Consider the following 20547-nt stretch of genomic DNA (forward strand, 5'->3'; position numbering starts at 1 on the left):
AAACTAGTTTAAAAATCAACAGAAATGTCCTCAATAGGGCTTCCTATCCACAACTATTAAAAAATCAGCTCCTAAACCTCAGAGCTGATTTTTTCATCCTATTTATGGTCAATAATTGCCCAATAAGCTGGTTTTACATTGTAATCAGGATCAAAAACAAATGGTGCGTCTTTACCTTTTTCTGGTGACATTTCAGCACCAGGAGTGTTGCCATCTAAAACAAGGTTTCCACTTCCATCATAATAAACATCTGCACGGTCATTCAGCCAAGTATGGTTATCAGCAACTCCCCAGAATGTAACGTTACTAATTTTATCGCCCAATTTCTCATATAACTTGAACAAACGATCATAACGGTCCGCTTGATTCATGAATTTGAGTTCTAGAATGGCAGCATAGGTCGGATACGAATATACCGGCCAGCCATACATACTTACATCAAGCTCGGTAATTTGGTTATCTAACCCAAGATCCGCAAACATGTTAATCGTCTTTTCAATTTCTGCTTCAGATGGCCATCCGATTTGGATGTGTGACTGGTGACCAACACCATCGATTGGAATACCCTCTTCCTTCAAACTCTTAACTAGTTTATAGAGGTACGTTCTTTTTGGTTCTACTTCTGTATTGTAATCATTAATATAAAGCTTGGCATCCGGAGCAGCATATTCTCGAGCCGTTGTAAAAGCGACTTTAATATAGTCAAGACCAGTAATTAGATACCATGGAGATTGACGATAACCATTAGGATTTCCTCCCCATTCATCGATTACCTCATTCACAACATCCCAAGATTTCACATCATTTTTATAACGTGATACTACTGCTTTAATATGGTCATGTAAGCGCTGTAATAAAAGCTTTTTATTTGCCTCAAGATTTGCTGGATCGGCAACCACTTGCCTTCCGTATTGCCAAACAACCATTGAATTTCCATTTATATCCTTGAAGAACCAATCTGGTACCTGGCTATGCCATACAAGGTTATGGCCGCGAACGTCCATACCATTTTCTTTTGCGAACTTAATGATTTGGTCAGCAGGCCCCCAGTTAAATTGGCCTTCGGCTGGCTGCAAGCTTGCTGGCTTCATGACATTCTCAGCAACAATGCTATTAAAATGGCGCTTTAACATTTGTGCATCTTTTCCTTGTAACATCGAAGGTTCAACCGCTGCACCAATGGTGAAGGAATCTTTATATCTTTGGTCAAGCTGTGGTGCCTCTAATCCACTAATCGCTGGTTTTTTTGCATATGATGCTGTATCAGATGCAGATACGCTTGACATACCTACAGGTAATAATAAAGCTAAGGCTAATCCTGAAATAACGGGTTTACGTAAGACTTTTAGCATGTTTCTATCTCCTTTTTAAGAAATATATTTTTGAAAAGGTTTTTCAAAATCTGACAAACTAATCAACTCACTAATTTCTAGTCACCGATTGTAACCATTCCAATAAAGTCGTCCAAAGTATGGTTCTGAAGCATCATGATTCGAGGTATTTGATATCGATCATTCTGGTTGGTACTAATGCCTCCTCCTAATTCTTATCCTTTTACAGATCCTGCTGCTATCCCTTCAACAATCCGATCGCTCAGAATAAAGTAAGCAATTAATACTGGAATAATACTGATCATTAGGGTTGCACCAATCGCGCCCCAATCTGTTAAGTACTGGCCGACAAAGTTGTTCACACCAACGGTAATAGTCTTCCATTTGTCGGAACTTAGGAAAGTATTGACAAACACGAATTCATTCCAGTTATAAATCATGTTAATGATGACGGTTGTTGAAAGTACAGGAATAGTCATTGGCAAAGTGATTTGGAAGAAGATCCTGTGGATGGAACACCCATCCATAACAGCTGCCTCTTCAATTTCCCGTGGGAGTGTTTTATAAAATCCTGCTAGTATCATAATCGTAATCGGCAAATTGAACGCTACATAAGATAAAATGACGGAAACTGGGTTATCAATAAGATGTGTCGATTTAAAAATGTTGAATAATGGAATTAAGGTTGAGTGAAGGGGAATCATATACCCCGCCATAAACAAACCAAGAACCAGCCCGCTCAATTTCCAATGCATTCTGGTGATGGCAAACGTTACAAAGCTTGCAAGAATCACAGTCAGTACAACAGCTATAACGGTGTAAAGCACACTATTAAAAAAGTAAACATCAATATGGCCTGCTGACCATGCCTTTGCGTAGTTGCCCCACTGTGGATTTTGTGGCAGTGAGAACGGTGACATGCCGAAAACCTCTTGATTGGTTTTTAGGGAAAACAAGAGCAGCCAAATTAACGGGTAAATTTGAATAATCGCAATGATTCCCAGAATAACGTAAAGTACTCCGTATCCGATTCTACTTCCGAGCGATTTACTAGTTTTATAAGGAGCCGACAAGGTCGTATTGAATTTTGTTTCCATTACTGCTTTACTCATCTTTTTCACTCCCCTTTGTTAAAATTCAACTTCTTTAGAAGATAGTAATTTTTGAATCAGCCAAGTCATCACAAGACAGATGATCAATAATCCGAATCCAATCGCACTTCCATATCCGAAGTTATACTTACTAAAAGCTTCGGAATACATATAAGAGGCCATAACCTCACTCGCATGGTTAGGTCCGCCGCCAGTTAAGACAAAAATCAAGTCAAAATACTTTAATGAGCCGACAATTGCTAGAATAACCATGACTTTGATGACACCGGCAATGAGAGGAAGCTTTATTTTATAGGCAATTTGAATGGAAGTTGCTCCATCAATTTTCGCCGCTTCAATCAGTTCTTCCGGCACATTCTTTAAGGCTGCATAGAAAATAATGATATAGAAGCCCGCGTATTGCCAAACGATTGGAAAGAAGAGGGCATATAGCGCAATCTTAGAATCAGCTAACCAGACTGGAGGATTATCAACTCCAAATATGGTTAACAATCTGTTAATCATGCCGTTTGTAGGGTCAAAAATCTTTGCCCAAAGCTGTCCAATAGCAACCGAAGATAATAGCATTGGAATTAAATAAATTTTTCGTAAAAAGTTGGCACCTTTGATTTTACTTGCCAGGATCAGCGATAAAATTAAATAACCTACCAAGCTGACCGTAGAAAAAAGACCAAGTAGCAGGGAATGCCATGTGCTCTGCCAAAATAATTTATCCTTGACTAACTCGATATAGTTATCTAAACCGACAAACTTCATCTTGCCGATGCCGTTCCAGTCCATTAATCCATAATAACCAGTTAAGACGATAGGGATATAAATTAAGAGAAGAATTAGAATTAACGCAGGAAGTACGTAAAGGGTGATGACGAATTTGTTAGACATTACATTTTTCATTTTCTATACTCCCTTCCTAAATAGATAGAGGGCATATCCGATATGCCCTCTATGACTTATAGAACCTTCATTACACGTGATTACTTTTGTTCTTTTGCAAGTGCATCCGCTTGCTGCTTAACAAAATCCTTCGGCGTAACTTGTTTTCCGAATAGAGCTGTGACTAAATCGTGGTGTAATTCTGATACAGCTGGGCTTGATTGAGTATCAAAATAGGTTGTAACGTTTGATGCTTCACTCAAGTCTTTTAAGATATCAATGTACATAGGAGCAAGATCTAATTTTGATGTGTCAACTTTCGTAGCAGGGATAACACCAGCGTCTGTTACTGATTTTTCTCCCCATCTCTTTACAAGGTAGCCAACGAAATCTTTTGCTTCTTTTTGAACCTTAGAATCCTTTGCAACGAATAAACCTACACCAGGACCGCCAACATAACTGTTGATATCTGTACCCTTACCGCCTTCATAAGTTGGGAACTTGAAATAGCCGATTTTATCTTTAAATTCTTGTTTAACATCAGGGCTTGTTGTATAGTTTGGCAATTCCCAAGTAGCTGTTAGGAACATCGCTGCCTTTTCATTCATAAAGTAACCTTTTGCATCATCGTTAGATAAAGCGCTGGCACCTTTTACAAAGCCGCCCATATCTACAAGGTTTTGTACTTCTTGCGCTGCTTTAAGAATAGCCGGGTCATCCATTTTCGCTTTACCATGGATAACATCTGTTAGAATAGTAGGTCCGCCAATACGGTCTGCAAGATACATAAACCAGAATGATGCCGGCCATCCATCTTTCGCTCCTACAGTGGCAGGAACTACTCCGTTATCAGCTAAAGTTTTGACAACTTTTTTATACTCTTCAAAAGTTTTTGGCACTTCAAGGTTATACTTCTTGAAGATTTCCTTGTTGTAGAAAACGTATGATATGTTTAACTCCAGCGGCAGACCATATGTTTTTCCATCAACAGCATATGATTCTTTTACACCAGGAATAAACGCATCCTTAAGATCTGGATTTTTATCAACGACATCATCCAATGGCGCTAACATTCCACCTTCGACGTATGGCTTAATGAATCCATCTGACCAAGTCATACCGATATCAGGAAGTTCATTGGAAGAAGCTAAAACTTTAAGCTTTTCTCTGTATTGGTCAGGATTTAGGATTTCAGTTTCAATTTTGATATCTTTATGTTCTTTTTCATATTCTCCAATGATATCTTTAACGATGGAGAATTGGGCATTGGAACTGCCTTCAGGCCATAAATGCATGAATTTGATGACCTTTTTACCATCTGCGCTTTTTTCCTCAGTCGAACTTGAGGAAGAACAACCTGCAAGTGCTAGAGAGACAAGCATGATTACAGACATGATCATTGCAACCGTTTTCTTTTTAAACAATGTAATTCCCCCTATGACCTTTTCTTTGATTTTCTTTACATTTATAGAATACAGTCAGATTGTTCTGAAAAATAGGTCACGGCGATTAGGAAAAATACTACTATTTTTAGAAAGCCCTTTCATTGTTGATTTTCCGATATGCACTTGGTGTCAGACCCTCTAATTCTTTGAATATCTTAATAAAATATTTAGCCGTTTTATACCCCGATTCTTCAGCGATGTCGTTGATCGGAAGGTTAGTAGAAATTAATAATTCCTTCGCACGCTGAATTCTCCGTCTCGTTACATATTCACTGAAGGTTAGCTTGACATGTTCCTTAAATAATACGCTTAGATAACTTGGGTTTAAATGAACATGATCGGCCACTTCTTTCTGAGTCAGTTCATTCTTGATATTTTTGTTGATATAATCGATTGCATCCCTTATCGGTACACGATTCGAAGGGTTTTGGGCATTAACATCCATAAGCTTCTGGTCTACGACTTTTTCTATCATGCCGGCCCGCTCCTGTTTTTCAACGGCTTGAACAGCACCTTCCACAGCCTCAATTAGAGCCTTTTTGCTGATTGGCTTTAGTAAATAGTTAATCACGCCTAAACGAAGGGCTTCCTGGGCATATTCAAACTCAGAGTAGGCAGAAATAACAATGATGACGGGATAGTAATTTTGTGCTTTTGCCATTTTTAGTAATTCCAGGCCCGTTATCTCCGGCATCCGAATGTCTGTGATAAGAATATGGACCTTTTGTTTCTGCATCAATTCAATAGCCTCTTCTCCATTAGAAGCCGTAAAGATCTGATAGTTTCCTTCAGCCCATGTAACCAATGATTTTTTCAATCCATGGCGCGTTCTTGGTTCATCATCTACAACTAAAATAGTCTTTGGGCTCATCAAAGTCCTTCCACTCCCCTCACAGGTATTACAAATGAAACAGTTGTCCCCCTATTTACTTCACTAGTAATGGCAAGTCCACTTTTAAAACGATCTTGATAGTATAATTCCAAACGTTTATGCACATTGGAAATCGCCATTCCACTGCCTTTCTTTATTGACATTACGCCACCTGATTGCATCGCTTGTTTAATAGATTCCAACTTTTCTTGATTGATTCCCGGACCATCATCTTCTACAAGGATGTTCAGGTACACGGGATCCACAGCAGGCTGAATAGTAACGCAAATGGTGCATGGCTTTGCCGTATTGCCTGCCCCATGCAGGACAGCATTTTCAACTAAAGGCTGAATCAGCAATTTTGGAATTTTTACCTGTTCCCATTCGGACGGCATATTAAGCTTCCATTTTAATTGATCACCAAAACGCATTTTCATAATTTCCATATAATTATCGATATGGTGAATTTCATCTTTAATTGAGACCCAGTCTCCATCCGTTTGTTTAGTTATGGTATAACGGAATAATTCAGACATGGCAACGACAAACTCGGCCAGCTCCTCCTCATCCTTATCCTCAAGTGTCCACTTAAGAGCGTCCAAAGTATTAAATAGAAAATGAGGATTAATTTGAGCCTGCAATGCTTTTAATTCACTTCTGCTTCGGGTAATTTCTTTTTGATACACCATTTTAATCAGATGATTGGTTTCTTTAACCAGCTGATTATAAGTACTATTTAATTCTTTGATCTCATTTACCGTTGTCACACTCGGGTTCATCGTTAAAGAGCCTGCGCTGGCCTCCTGCATCGTTTCCGTCAATTTGATTATAGGTCTGGTAATAAAAGTCGATAGGAATAGTGAACTGAAAAAAAAGATAATAAATCCAATAATACCTGATATAATAATTCCAGCCTTCAGTACACTAATTCCTTCGGTTAAAGCTTTTATTGGAGTTAGAATAATCAAAGTCCAGCCGGTTTCATTCGAGGTCTGTTTTGTTACCATATAATCCTGCTTGTCCAATGTAAGAGTAAGTGAATCATTTGTTAGGATAGGCTCGATAGTTTTTTCGTAGTTGGATAGAATCGGCTTAGAGTCTCTGTCTAATAGAATGGAATACTGGTTGGGTATCGTGGTTTCATCTTGGTTGGCAAATTGTAAATAACTACGATAGACACTAATGAGGAGATAACCGCCATTCGCATAGTCATGGCCCATTAAATTCACACGTCTTAGTGCTAATATATTATCTGAATTATTCGGGTCATCTCCAATCCAAATCAGTCGACCATTCGCTTCATTAGCTTCTTGAATCCACCTGCCATCAATTCTGCTGATTAAATTGGTATCATCTAACGGCATCAGCCGGGTTAAATTATTTGTATAAAGCTCAAAGGAAAAGATCCCATCCGTATTCGCCTGAATGGTGTTCACAGTAGATTCCAATTGCTGCCGCTCAGTAAAAGTAATCACTTTTCCTTCATAACCCTTTGTCAGAGTTTTTTGAATATTATCATTAGTCATAACTAGTTTAGATGCCGTACTAATTTGTTTATATAAAGATTCTAATCTTCCATTTGCCTCAACGGCAGTTTGATTAATTTGTTTTTCTGCATTATGTTTAAGTAAAGCGGACACTCTATTAAAAGTTAATACACCGACAATTAATAATACAATTGCCATAACCACTAAAAATACGACAAGTATTTGATTTCGTAATGTGTTCCATTTATGCAACAGTGAAAACATTATTTTTCAACCTTTTTTATTCCAGAATAGTATTTTATCTAATATAACGTATTTAATTGAAATCTTGAACATTATTTCAGTATCAAAATATTAGCAATTCTAACCAATGTTCAATTATGCTTCAATGGTCTATAATTGAATATAACGACAAATGTAAGCGTTATAAATGAAAGGGAGGTTTTTATGAATAAACTATCAATGAGAGGTCTTTACTCCCTTACCGAGTGGATTACCAAGTTTGCCTATCTCAATTTTTTATGGATTGGCTTTTCTTTACTTGGGTTAGTCCTATTCGGATTATCCCCTGCAACAGTGGCCATGTTTACGGTCCTGCGTAAATGGATGATGGGACAAAGTGATATTCCCGTGTTTCAAACCTTCAGGACTGCCTATAAAAAAGAGTTTCTTAGAAGCAATGGATTAGGGATTATTTTGGCTTTATTCACAGGTCTTATTTTCACTGATTTGTACTACATGAAAATCGATGCCAGCCATTTACTTCAATTAACTCACATACCTTTATACTTAATTATCTTTGCAATCATTATGAGCCTTTTGTATATTTTTCCGTTATACGTCCATTACAATGTTACGTTTATTCAACTATTTAAAAATGCTCTTTTCATTATGCTGATCAATCCGATAAATAACATTGTCATGCTGCTTGGAGTAATTGCTGTATACTTTGTGGTAAAAGTAATACCTGGACTATTATTTTTCTATGGAGGGAGCATAACAGCAGGGATTATAATGGCTGGCTGCTATCTATCCTTTCAAAAAATAGAAAAAAAGCAAAAGGGAGCACAATCCATTTAAATATGGGCTCCCATTTTTACTTTACATCTGTCCATTTAATAGACTACTTACGGTAACAAATTGATAGCCTTGGGATGATAATTCAGCCACTAGAATACGGACCGCTTCTATTGTTTGAGATCGGTCCCCGTAGCCATCATGGAAAAGTAGGATACTCCCATTTCTAGCACAGTCTCTTGTTTTGGCAAGAATATGATCCACCCCTGGCTGTTCCCAGTCATGTGCTTCCAGATTTAGCGCTCCAATCATTGGATAGCTCTTTTGCTCGAGCACTGAGAGTGTTTCATGATTATAATCAAGGTAAGGAGGACGAAAGACGACTGGCTTTTGTCCAGCCAAATCCTCTACCAAACTCTCATTACGTTCAATTTCCTCTGAACATTCTTCCTGTGTTAATTGAGACAGCTTTGGGTGAGTAAAAGTATGATTTCCAATTTCATGTCCTTGTTCTGCCACTTTTTTTACCATCTCAGGATACTTGCTCATTTGCTCGCCAATCATAAAGAAAGTGGCTTTTCCGCCGACTTCTGAAAAAATCTCTAATACTTGTGGTGTATAAATAGGGTTAGGCCCGTCGTCAAACGTAATCGCAATAACCTTCTGCAATGCAGGAACTTCATTAATCATTTGGAATGCTCCCTCTCAATTTAATAAGGCCCCCTAATAAAACCCTTTACATTTTCCTCATAGAATCGTTGTACGGCTTTCTTTTCTTCCTCTGTAAATGGTTTTGTCTCAAGAGTTGAAAGATTATCCTCAACCTGTTTGACATTTTTAAAACCAGGAATAATACAAGTAATTTCTTTTTGATCCAAAATCCAGCGCAGCGCGGCACTAGCCATCGATTTCCGGTCTTCGGCAATCCATTTTAACTGGTCTGCCAATTCGACACCCTTTCGGAATCCCAAACCGGCAAATGTTTCCCCGACATTAAATGCCTCTCCATTTTCATTAAAACGTCGGTGGTCATCGGCCTCAAAAACATGTTCATCAGTAAATTTACCTGTCAGCAGCCCACTGGCAAGCGGCAATCGAACGAGCAGGCCTGTCCCTTTTTGATACGCCTCAGGAATTAATGTTTCTAATGGCTTTTGACGGAACATATTAAAGATAATCTGCAGGCTTTTTACATTCGGATATTTCAAACAAATTAAGCCCTCTTCCACGGTTTCGACGCTGACTCCGTAGTGACGGATTTTCCCTTCTGTCTGCAAACGATCGAGCACCTCAAATACACTGCCATCTTTCAAAATTTCAGTGGCAGGGCAGTGAATTTGGTACAAATCAATCGCTTCTCTGTTTAAGTGGCGCAGGCTGGCTTCACAATATGCGGATACTTGTTCATAGCTGTAACTTTTCGGATCAAATATATCACCCTGCCGGCAGAATTTGGTTGCAATATAGATTTGATCTTCCTTGCCCTTTGTAGCTTTTGCCAATAACTCTTCGCTATGTCCATCCCCATACACATCTGCTGTATCAAAAAAGTTTACACCCTCTTCAATGGCATATTCCAAGGATTTTAGTGCTTCTTCGTCACTCGTCCTGCCCCATGAACCACCGATCGCCCATGTTCCAAAACTGACTTCACTAATCATGATTCCTGTATTGCCTAGTTCGCGATAATTCATTTTCAAAACTCCTCTTTTATTCCTTTTCAATTCCAAACTTATAAACTGATTTAGATGAATACTGCAGATCTTTGTCTAAAATGATTGATGGAAAATGAGGATGATGGATGGCATCAGGCATCCCTTGAGTCTCCAAGCAAATACCAAGGTGTTTTCCAGATGGCGCTCCCCGGAATTCTCCTTCTGTTTTTATGGAATTACCCGAATATACTACTACCCCGGCCTCATCTGTTTCAATCGTCAGAACACGTCCGCTGTCAGGATCCTTCAAAACAATTTCGTTATCATGATTTGTCTTTAATAGAAACGGGTGATCGTAACCATTCCCTACTAATACGTTTTGTGGATGGTCTGATGCAATACCTGTTTCTATTATTCTTTCACTTGTAAAATCAAATGGCGTATTTTTAACGTCCACAAAAATGCCTGTTGGAATAAACTCCTGATCGAGTTCTAAAAATTGATCACTCTTAATTGTCAGGGTGTGATTCACGATATCCCTTTTCAGGCTGCCGCTAAGGTTAAAATAAGCATGGTTTGTGACGGTTAAAAGCGTCTTTTTGTCAGTTTGGGCCGCATAGTGAATGGTGAATTCGTTATTGTTATTTAGTGTATACGTAACCTGTATATGCAGATTCCCAGGGTACCCTTCCTCGCCATCGGGACTGAAATAAGAAAAACGCACTCCTTCTCCTATGACTTCCGCATCCCAAACAACCTTATCAAAACCTTTTATCCCGCCATGCAAATGATTATTACCGTCATTTTTCGCCAAAGTGTAACTTTGGCCATCCAGTTCAAAAGATCCGCCTTTAATTCGACCTCCCACTCTGCCAACGACTGCACCGAGAAAATAGGGATCCTTTAAATAATCGTTCAGTGAATCATGTCCAAGGACAACATTTTCGTATTTTCCGTTTTTATCAGGAACTACGATTTTCGTTATGGTACAGCCATAATTCATCGCTGTAACTTCTACTCCGTTATCATTAACCAATGTAAATAATGAGACCGTCTGGTGATCAATTTGACCAAAACTCTCATGAATAACTTTCAATTTGATCTTCCCTCCATTTCAAGCAGTTAGTCGCGGTTCCAATCAAAGCCAATTTCTTTCAGAAATGCCCGGGCAAGGACCATATGTCCAGCAGTGGAAGGATGGACACGATCCCAAGCGATAGTTGCAGCATAGAGGTCCTTTAAAACCACATTAAAGGCAGCTTGCGTATCAACGAATATACAATTTGTTTCTTCTGCAATTCTTTTGACAGCCTGACCATATTGATCCATTGACTGGCGCATAGAATCCAACTGATTGCTTTCTAAATAAAATGGGGTCATTAAAACTATTTCTTTTACAAACGGCTTGGCCTCCATTACAAGATTCCGAAGCGTATCCTCATATTCATCAAGGTACACATGCCAGTCTTTAATAAACGGCGTATCATACTGACGCCATACATCGTTAATGCCGATCATAATGGATAACCAGTCTGGCTTTTGACTAATGACATCCTCTTGCCATCTACTTTTCAAATCACGAACGGTGTTGCCACTGATCCCCTTATTCACCACGCGGATTCCAAGCTCCGGGTAAACGGCTTGCAAAAGCCCATCAACAAAGGAAACATAGCCCTTGCCGAGGGCACCAAACAATCCTTCCCCTTCCGGCTTTACACGCTCACAATCTGTTACGGAGTCGCCAATAAATAATAGTTTTTGACCTTGTTCAAGTTTCAAAAACTCTTCCCTCCTTTTTTCATGAAGCTAACCCGAAATAAATGAAAGCCACCAGGCTCGAGCAGCTTGAGTGGCTTCATTTGTTACTTTCTAAAAGCTCGTAATTGCTCATTTAGTTCCTTTGTTTGTGAATAAACTTGTTGATAGAGGGTAAATAGTTTCTTGTAAGTTTCCACATTTTCCGGAACGGGGTAATAGGTTTTGGCAGTTTGAATAAATACTTGTGCACATTCCTTTAAGGATGGATACCAGCCGCAACCATATGCTGCTAACATAGCCGCTCCCATTCCAGGTCCTTGTTCACTTGTAAGCTTTTCAATTTTTGCATTAAAAATATCTGCCTGCATTTGCAGCCATGTTTCGTTCTTGGCCCCGCCGCCGATCGAAATAATGGAATCAATTGTCTTGCCATTATTTCTAAAGATCTCAATTGATTCATTTAAGGAGAAGGTGATTCCCTCGAGTACAGACCGGGCAAAATGCTTCCGCTCATGTGCTGCATCAATGCCAATAAAGCTTCCGCGAATATTTGAATCTGCATGAGGAGTTCTTTCACCGACTAAATAAGGAGTAAATAATAATCCATTACTTCCTGCCGCTACATCCTCAACACCTTCTAAAAACTGATCGAAGGCTTCAGCGCCGGCGAATGTATCTTTAAACCAGCTTAGACTGTAGCCCGCCGCCAGGGTTACACCCATTGTATAGTAAGCATTTTCTTCGCTGTGATTAAAGTAGTGAACCTTCCCTTCAAAATCCAGGTCATTTCTCTCTTCATAAGAAAGAACGACTCCTGAAGTGCCGATGCTGCATAACGTTTTGCCTTCAAAAAGAATCCCTGAGCCAATGGCGCCACAGGCATTGTCCGCACCGCCGGCAAATACTTTGGTTGCTTCCGATAATCCAGTTGCTCCGGCAAATTCAGCCGTAATCGTTCCAACAAAGGCATGAGATTCCACTAATGGAGGGCAGAATTCAGCGGAAAGACCAAATCGTTCTAAAACCTCACTGCTCCACTCACGATTTGCGACATTTAACAGCAAGGTTCCCGCCGCATCAGAATATTCCATGTGGATATTTCCGGTGATTCGGTAACGGAGATAATCCTTTGGAAGCATAAATAGATGCGCACGTTCAAAGATTTCAGGCTCTTCTTCTTTTACCCAAAGAATTTTTGGCAGGGTAAAACCCTCTAAGGCCGGGTTTTTGGTTACCTCCAATAAACGCTGTTTGCCAACCACCTCGTAGATTTCTTGACATTGTGTTGTTGTTCTCGTGTCATTCCACAAAATCGCGTTTCGCAGCACCTGATTATCCTGATCTAATAGAACAAGACCATGCATCTGCCCGGAGAAGCTGATGCCCTCGATATCGTTTACATCTCCATCGAATTGCCCGATTAGTTCAGCTAAACCTGCAGTGGTTTTTTCAACCCACTCCTCCGGGTTTTGTTCACTGTAACCTGATTTTTCAATAATGAGGGGATAGGTTTTTGACACTTCTTTGCACACTTCACCATTCTGATTGACGAGTAAGATTTTTACTGCACTCGTTCCGAGGTCAACACCAATTACGTATTTCATCCTTATCATCCTTTTCTAAAAAAAGTGCTGGAGTAATAGGCTGCCAGCACTTTTTTCAACATTATTATTAAACGGTTACACTTGAAAGAGTTTCTAGTAAATATTGATTGATTGTAGCCTTAAGGCGTTCTGTTCTGCCTGAAATATTCTTAATTTCTGTTAATTGAAGGGCATAAGCCTCTAGCTCACGGAAGTTTGTTCTGCCTTCTACGATTTCTAAACCGATGCCTTTTGTAAAGCTGCTGTAGCGTTCTTCGATAAAGCTATCTAGTACTTTATCTTCAATTAATTTGTTTGCAACTTTCAGGCCGACAGCAAATGCATCCATGCCGGCAATGTGTGAGTAGAATAAATCTTCCGGCTCGAACGAACCTCTTCTGACTTTAGCATCGAAATTTAAGCCGCCGCTGCCTAGTCCGCCATTTTTCAGAATTTCATACATGGCTAGTGTATTAGTGTACAAGTCAGTTGGGAATTCATCTGTATCCCAGCCAAGCAATGTATCCCCTTGGTTTGCATCAACAGAACCAAGCATACCGTTAATACGTGCCGTTCTAAGCTCGTGCTCAAAAGTATGACCAGCTAGTGTCGCGTGGTTGGCTTCGATATTAAACTTGAAGTAATCGGTTAGATCATATTTTTGTAAGAATGCGAGTCCAGTAGCTACATCAAAATCATATTGATGCTTTGTAGGCTCCTTTGGTTTTGGCTCAATTAAGAATGGAACATTTAAGCCAATTTCTTTGGCATAATCAACTGCCATATGGAAGAAGCGTGCCAAATTGTCTTGTTCAAGCTTCATATCTGTGTTAAGAAGAGTTTCATAGCCTTCGCGGCCGCCCCAGAATACATAGTTTTCCGCACCAAGTTCTTTTGCTACCTCTAAGCCTTTTTTCACCTTGGCCGCAGAGTAAGCAAACACGTCTGCGTTTGGAGAAGTCGCAGCACCATGAACATATCGAGGATTCGTGAACATGTTCGCTGTGCTCCAAAGCAATTTTGTTTTGCTTGTTTTCATGTATTCTTTAATCATTGCCACGATAACATCTTGGTTTTCGTTCGATTCTTTTAACGTGCTTCCTTCTGGAGCAATATCCACATCGTGGAAGGCGAAGAAAGGTACATTTAATTTTTCAAAAAGTTCAAATGCCGCTTCTACACGTGCCTTTGCCAAGTCTAATCCTGTTAAACGATCCCATGGACGGATGGCTGTACCTACCCCAAATGGATCTGTTCCGTCAGCAGTAAAGGTGTGCCAGTATGCTACGGAGAAACGAAGGATTTCTTCCATGGTTTTGCCGTTAATTTTTTCTTCAGGGTTATAGTATTTAAATGCCAATGGATTTTTTGATGAAGCGCCTTCAAATTGAATTTTGTTTACCGTTTCGAAATATGCCATGGGGGTATGCCTCCTAGTAGTTTGTGGGTTTAAATTAACTTGTAACTGCTTACAAAAGGGTCGTAGATCTTTTAATCTGTTTCCCCTTGTTTAATCAAATTATAGCACCATAAACTTTGTTTGTCTATTCAATAAACTAAGTTTATCTAAAATTATTTTTAAGGGCTGCTTGTTTAAGCTCAAACAGCCTTTATTCTTTATTAAGCCTGCTGTTCAACCTTACTTAAAGGTGCGGATTTTTTACTTTCTTCCAGCCATAAGATGCTGGTGACTCCTCGAGGATAATACTTACTTCCGGCAATTTCACCAGAGATAATTTGATCACTCCAGCTCCAAACCGATAAGGTTGGGTGTGTCAGCCAGGCAACATGGGCCGCATCTGCCTTTGCTCCTTTTATATCCCACTCCAAGCCAAGGATCTCACGGGCAATAAACTGAGAGAGGTAAACTTTACTTAACCAGGAGTTATTGCTGGTAGATGAAATCTTCCATCCTCCGTCTTCGAACAAACAGACTCCCTCTGTTAAAACTGTTTCTAGGTGCGTTTTTAGTGCCTGAATATAGGCTCCAAATCGGCCATTAGGATCTAACGCTTCCTGAGTATTTGTATAATATGGGAAAATCAGCCCCTCAATGGCTGGGATAATTTTCGAATCATTTCCTTCTTTGATAACAGCCGGAATATATCCGTCAGGAGTGACCTGTGAGACAATCGTAGCTGCACATTTTTCAGCTTGAACCCCGGCCTCTTTTGAATGGCCGTCCAGACCGTTGTCTCTGAAGAGCTTTTCTAATGCCACATATGATGCCCATGTCTTGCCCGCCAGATAAATATTATTTCTTGCCTGTCCAAGCGAAACATCTAAACTATCATAGGTGGTGATTTCCGCTCCGCCCATGACACGCGTCGAATCGAGTCCCATAATTCCATCACGCATATCTGCTTCAGGGTGATCACGGTTCAGCATACTTTCAAAGCAGCGGACGAAAACGTCTAAATTAGCCTTTAACCATTGATGATCTCTTGTTTGTTCTACATAAACGGATGCGCATAACACCCAGTTTACTAACTGTTCATAAGTCATGTGAGAGAAACATCCATCTAAACCGTACAGTTCGTATGAAGAATAATGCGGCCTAGAAACAGTATTGGCTACTCCCATATCATGCGTAAAGCTGATTCCGCCTGGATATTCTGTTTCATCCCCTGGAAAACGCACCTTATCTTCATAGCTAAAACGGCTTACAAACATATCCAGCTCATTTTTTACAGTCCATGGATTCATTTTAAGTTCGAAGAAAATTTGGTCTACCGTTAGATCAAAGGTGTTCATCATCCGGTATTCTCCTTCATTTACTACCCAGAAGGGTTCGCCATCGGCATCCAATAGTTGCGTGGAGCCATAATAGCTGCGAATCGAATGAATCATCATGAACTTTTGGTCATCTGATAAGTTCGGGTTATCTATTAAACTATTCGCTTGTTTAGCACGACTTGTAAATTCATCAAAGTTTTCTAATGCAAAAGCTGCCACCGATTCGATATTAGGGAAATATCTTGTGTAAAAGTAGGAAGCATCCAATCCAGCCGTTACATATCCGCCGCGGTGGAAACAAATCGCAAAATGATAGGTCCGTGATTGGCCGGCTGGAACGTCCATCACAAGTGCACCCAGCGGTCCAAGACCGAATGTCCAATTCTCTTCCAATGGCGTGGTTAAAATATTTTCTAAACTAAAGTGCAAAGCAGATTTCACTTCAGGATCATTCGTGGCTATCGCGGTTAAACGACCTTGGCCAATACCAGAAATGCCATCACACGTATCATCCAAACGGCGCATGGAACTGTAAGGGTCACTTCCTTGATATCCAAAGAAAGCCCGGCGGCTCCTAGCCCCCTTTGTGTTATCAATTGTAAGCTCAGCCCAAACAGCAGGTATTAACGTCTTCTTCAATTCCTCTTCTGCCGCTGATGAAGGGTCCGGTACAGACTGAACTTGAGAATAAATTGTAAAAGTTAAATCGCCGGCCTTCCAAGAGTCTGTTCCTAATTGAAAATCACGTTGTATTTGCTCCTTATTGAATGGCAGGATAATCTTCGGTTTATCTGGGTTCGGGTCCATATTTTCGATGTCATAGCGCTTGCTTTCATCATCAGCCACTTCAAAGAACGGCAGGGCATTGAAAATGCCTTCTTGTTCAATAGATTCCACTCCAACGTAGACATTTTTCCGCGGCGAACGGCCAAGCTCTAAATCCAAACCGCCCCCGTTACCATAAAATCCTAGTGTGAAACTTGAAAATGCCCCGATTGGTGAATGATGTGCATTGAAAAACATATTCTTAACCAATTTCTTCACCTGCTCTCAAAAAATTATATTTTCATTAACCATTAAACTAACGTCACTGCAGCTCGACTTTCAATCGATTGGTAGCATGCATCAATAGCCCTCATATTTTTAAGTGTATTTTCTGCTGAATATTTAGGTTGGTAACCTTCTATAACAGCCTGTGAAAAATGGTCAATTTGCATTTTAAATTGATCAGCGCTAACCATTTCAGAACGTTTCCCCTGCACTGATTCAATTAGAATGACTCCTGCATTGTCTGAAACATCTGGCCGGTAGGCAGCTGGAACAGTAATTCTGCCCTTTGTTCCAACAATTTCATATTCCTGTCTAAATGACATATCAAAACTGCAATCAAACACAGTGTTTATTCCATTTTCCAGCTTTATATAGACAATCGCGGATCGGTCGATTCCAGATCGCGGATCGAGTTCTGCGAACGCTTCAACTCTGACGGGTTCAGATTCCATGATGTTACGGATAGAATGGATACAGTAGCTGCCGATATCATAAATACTTCCGCCGCCCATTTTCTTTTTCATACGGATATTGGTAAGCTCATCTTTTAAAAAATAAGAAAAACTTGCGCGCATGAATTTGATTTCACCAATTTCACCTGATGTTACTATTTCTCGAACTCTAAGATGTTGCGGATGAAATTGATACATAAAAGCTTCCATGAAAATCACATTATTCTCACGGCAGCAATCCATCATCTCTTGTGTTTCTTCAGCAGTTAAGGCAGCCGGCTTTTCGACAAGGACGTGCTTCCCATGTTTGGCAGCTTCGGTCACCCATTGTTTATGCAAATGATTAGGAAGTGGGATGTAAACGGCTTCAATTTCTTGATCCATAAGCAGCTTATGATAGGAATCATAAAATTTCGGGATTGAGAATCTCTCCGCAATATCCTTCGCTTTGTCACCTCTGCTGGCAATCGCCGCAACTTCAGCATAGTCTGAATTTAAAATCGCTGGAATTACTTTTGTTTTAGCAATATCTGCTGTGCCAATGACTCCCCATCGAATCCTACTCAACAAACTCCCTCCTCAACTATCTTTGTATATCCGTTAAACTAAGTTGATTATAACATCTGAATCCACGTTTGTATATCCAGTAAACTAAGTTTGTGTTAAAATATATTTACTACCGAATAAGGAGTTTTATTGTGAAAACAATGACTTGGAATCAGCAGATTGTTAAAAAAAATAATAAAGCACTCGTATTGCAATTAATTATCGAAAAAGAACCGATTTCAAGAGCAGACATTGCCCAAGTATCCGGTTTGCATAAGGCAACCGTTTCTTCTTTGGTAAACGAACTATTAGAGGAAGAACTTATTTTTGAATCAGGACCAGGTGAATCTAGCGGCGGCCGTCGCCCTGTTATCCTTCATTTCAATAAAGTTGCCGGGTTTGCAATTGGGATTGATATTGGCGTTAATTATGTTCTAAGTGTTTTGACGGATTTAAAAGGCAATATTCTAATTGAGAAAAATCACCCCCTTGAACAAACTGTCTATTCAGAAATCATGAGTATTGTTAAAAATATGATTCAATCGCTCATCGATGAGATGCCGGGCAGCAGATATGGTATTGTCGGGATTGGAGTAGGCGTGCCCGGGATTGTTAACAAAGAGGGGGCTGTCCTTCTGGCTCCAAACTTAGGATGGAAAAATGTTCAGTTAAAAACCGATCTTGAGAATGAATTCCGTGTCCCTGTCATGATTGAAAACGAGGCTAATGCAGGGGCTGTTGGCGAGCAACAGTTTGGGGCAGGTCAAGACTACCAGAACATTATTTATATTAGTGCTGGAATTGGAATCGGTGTGGGGATTATCTTAAACAAAGTGTTATATCAAGGGAGAAATGGCTTTTCCGGCGAAATGGGACATATGATCATTGATATCAACGGTAAGCTGTGTAATTGCGGCAGCAGAGGATGCTGGGAGGCATATGCATCAGAGAATGCTCTGCTGGAGATGGCTGGCAAAAACACGGATTCACTTGAGGCATTGATTAAGCGGGCTGAAAATGGTGATGAAACCGCTAAGCATCTCTTTGGAGAAATCGGCCAGTACCTCGGGTTTGGTATTAATAACATTATTAATACGTTCAACCCCGACCAGGTGATCATCGGAAACCGATTAGCCATGGCAAAAGAATGGATGGAGCAGCCTATCCGAACGATTATTGAAAATCACACCCTCTCCCATCATCAAAAGGAATTGAAATTAGACTTTTCCAAGCTTGGAAAGTATTCTACAGTATTAGGTGTATCAGCTTTTGTTGTTGAGAACTTCATCAAAGAAGAAGCAAGAACTTCCTAAATTGAATATTACTGGCGAAATCGTCCGGCCCTGCCTTTTAAAGAAGGCGGGGCTGCTTTTTTACTATTGCTGTATTTTTATGTCTTTTTTGGGAAAGATTTACGCGGACAACTTTTCCTTCTTTTTGGCTTTTCTTGTCCTCATGAACTCTCTATGAAGACAGCTTTTGCATCATCCTTTTGGCTTTTTTGTCCATGAACACTCTCAATAAAAAATATTCAACAAAAAGTTAGTTTAATGAATGTACAAAGTTAACCAACTTCAGTTATAATAATTTTATTAGTACCGATTCTATTTGATGGAGAGGATATTATGGAAAAAAACTCAAAACCTAATGAACCTATAGTTACGCACATATTTACGGCAGATCCTTCTGCACATGTCTTTGAAGGTAAGCTTTATATTTATCCTTCACATGACCTTGATCATAATGAACCTTCTAATGATAATGGTGATCAGTATAAGATGGAAGATTACCATGTTTTATCGATGGATGATGTCAACGCACCATGTGTAGACCATGGGGAAGTCCTTCACTTAAGAGATATTCCTTGGGCAAGTAAACAGCTTTGGGCACCCGACACAGCGTATAAAAATAACACGTATTATTTATATTTCCCAGCAAGAGATAAAGATGGCATTTTCAGAATTGGCGTCGCGACAAGCTCTAATCCAGCTGGACCTTTTACACCGGAGGAAAATTATATACCGGGCAGCTTCAGTATTGACCCCGCTGTGTTAGTGGATGACGATGAAAGAGCATTCGTTTATTTTGGCGGCCTATGGGGTGGACAGCTAGAAAAGTGGCAGACCAGTACATTCAATCCTGATGCTGAAGGTCCAGCTCCAACCGAACCGGCAATAGGACCAAGAGTAGCTGAATTAAACGACGATATGCTGACGTTTAAAGGCGAACCGCTGGAAATCTCCATAATTGATGAAGAAGGCAACACGATTCTTGCAGGTGACGAAGACCGGAGATATTTCGAAGGCCCATGGGTTCATAAATACAATGGTCTTTACTATCTCTCCTACTCTACGGGTACCACTCATAAAATTGTTTATGCGGTTAGTGAAAATCCACAGGGCCCGTTTGTGTTCAAAGGGACCATTCTGACACCTGTAATCGGCTGGACCACCCATCATTCGATTGTCCAATTCAAGGATAAGTGGTATCTGTTTTATCACGATTGCTCGTTATCTGATGGCGTCGACCATAAACGCTCTGTGAAATACACGGAATTAAAATATAACGAAGACGGAACAATTCAAACAATAGACCCTTATGGGGCTGATAAATAGCAAGAAAGCTGGCCTC

17 protein-coding genes are annotated in these 20547 nt (G+C 40.0%); 3 read left to right on the forward strand and 14 right to left on the reverse strand.

Annotated elements, in window-relative coordinates:
* Positions 1–98: 98 nt before the first annotated feature.
* From V7161_RS10390 to V7161_RS10415, 6 genes are all read right to left on the reverse strand, one after another.
* The gene (locus tag V7161_RS10390; RefSeq protein WP_335444902.1) at positions 99–1352 is read right to left on the reverse strand and encodes an endo-1,4-beta-xylanase; all 1254 of its coding nucleotides are present in this window, start codon (positions 1350–1352) and stop codon (positions 99–101) included.
* Between the two features lie 194 nt (positions 1353–1546).
* Entirely contained in the window at positions 1547–2428 is an 882-nt protein-coding gene (locus V7161_RS10395; RefSeq protein WP_335444968.1) for a carbohydrate ABC transporter permease, read from the reverse strand.
* A 33-nt stretch (positions 2429–2461) separates the two neighbouring features.
* Positions 2462–3337, reverse strand: a complete 876-nt coding sequence (locus V7161_RS10400) for a carbohydrate ABC transporter permease (RefSeq protein ID WP_335444905.1) — start codon at positions 3335–3337, stop codon at positions 2462–2464.
* A gap of 80 nt (positions 3338–3417) precedes the next feature.
* The gene (locus V7161_RS10405; protein WP_335444970.1) at positions 3418–4716 is read right to left on the reverse strand and encodes an extracellular solute-binding protein; all 1299 of its coding nucleotides are present in this window, start codon (positions 4714–4716) and stop codon (positions 3418–3420) included.
* A gap of 130 nt (positions 4717–4846) precedes the next feature.
* Positions 4847–5632, reverse strand: a complete 786-nt coding sequence (locus tag V7161_RS10410) for a response regulator transcription factor (RefSeq protein WP_335444908.1) — start codon at positions 5630–5632, stop codon at positions 4847–4849.
* Positions 5632–7383, reverse strand: coding sequence for a sensor histidine kinase (locus V7161_RS10415; protein WP_335444910.1), 1752 nt, complete (start codon positions 7381–7383; stop codon positions 5632–5634). The genes V7161_RS10410 and V7161_RS10415 overlap by 1 nt, the downstream gene beginning before the upstream one ends.
* 183 nt (positions 7384–7566) lie before the next feature.
* Between V7161_RS10415 and V7161_RS10420 the strand changes: the two genes are divergently transcribed.
* A complete protein-coding gene (locus V7161_RS10420) occupies positions 7567–8199 on the forward strand; it encodes a YesL family protein (protein ID WP_335444913.1) in 633 nt (210 codons plus the stop codon).
* Between the two features lie 21 nt (positions 8200–8220).
* Here V7161_RS10420 and V7161_RS10425 read toward each other — a convergent pair whose 3' ends face one another.
* The 8 genes from V7161_RS10425 to V7161_RS10460 all read right to left on the reverse strand — a co-directional run bounded on the left by V7161_RS10425 (position 8221) and on the right by V7161_RS10460 (position 17937).
* The gene (locus V7161_RS10425; RefSeq protein ID WP_335444915.1) at positions 8221–8826 is read right to left on the reverse strand and encodes a polysaccharide deacetylase family protein; all 606 of its coding nucleotides are present in this window, start codon (positions 8824–8826) and stop codon (positions 8221–8223) included.
* A gap of 20 nt (positions 8827–8846) precedes the next feature.
* Entirely contained in the window at positions 8847–9830 is a 984-nt protein-coding gene (locus tag V7161_RS10430; RefSeq protein WP_335444916.1) for an aldo/keto reductase, read from the reverse strand.
* A gap of 16 nt (positions 9831–9846) precedes the next feature.
* The gene (locus V7161_RS10435) at positions 9847–10887 is read right to left on the reverse strand and encodes an aldose epimerase family protein (protein WP_335444918.1); all 1041 of its coding nucleotides are present in this window, start codon (positions 10885–10887) and stop codon (positions 9847–9849) included.
* A gap of 26 nt (positions 10888–10913) precedes the next feature.
* A complete protein-coding gene (locus tag V7161_RS10440) occupies positions 10914–11570 on the reverse strand; it encodes an SGNH/GDSL hydrolase family protein (protein WP_335444919.1) in 657 nt (218 codons plus the stop codon).
* An 83-nt stretch (positions 11571–11653) separates the two neighbouring features.
* Positions 11654–13153, reverse strand: coding sequence for a xylulokinase (gene xylB, locus V7161_RS10445; RefSeq protein ID WP_335444920.1), 1500 nt, complete (start codon positions 13151–13153; stop codon positions 11654–11656).
* Positions 13154–13220: 67 nt separating this feature from the next.
* Positions 13221–14552, reverse strand: a complete 1332-nt coding sequence (gene xylA, locus V7161_RS10450) for a xylose isomerase (protein WP_335444921.1) — start codon at positions 14550–14552, stop codon at positions 13221–13223.
* Between the two features lie 200 nt (positions 14553–14752).
* On the reverse strand, positions 14753–16903 hold the full coding sequence (locus V7161_RS10455; protein WP_335444922.1) for a glycoside hydrolase family 52 protein: 2151 nt from the start codon (positions 16901–16903) through the stop codon (positions 14753–14755).
* A gap of 41 nt (positions 16904–16944) precedes the next feature.
* Positions 16945–17937, reverse strand: a complete 993-nt coding sequence (locus V7161_RS10460; protein WP_335444923.1) for a Gfo/Idh/MocA family protein — start codon at positions 17935–17937, stop codon at positions 16945–16947.
* 140 nt (positions 17938–18077) lie between these two features.
* Between V7161_RS10460 and V7161_RS10465 the strand changes: the two genes are divergently transcribed.
* A complete protein-coding gene (locus tag V7161_RS10465; protein WP_335444971.1) occupies positions 18078–19229 on the forward strand; it encodes an ROK family protein in 1152 nt (383 codons plus the stop codon).
* A 312-nt stretch (positions 19230–19541) separates the two neighbouring features.
* Entirely contained in the window at positions 19542–20531 is a 990-nt protein-coding gene (locus V7161_RS10470; RefSeq protein ID WP_335444925.1) for a glycoside hydrolase family 43 protein, read from the forward strand.
* The last annotated feature ends 16 nt before the right edge of the window (positions 20532–20547 follow it).

The sequence above is a fragment of the Neobacillus drentensis genome, assembly GCF_036965425.1.
Classification (GTDB): Bacteria; Bacillota; Bacilli; order Bacillales; family Cytobacillaceae; genus Neobacillus; species Neobacillus drentensis_F.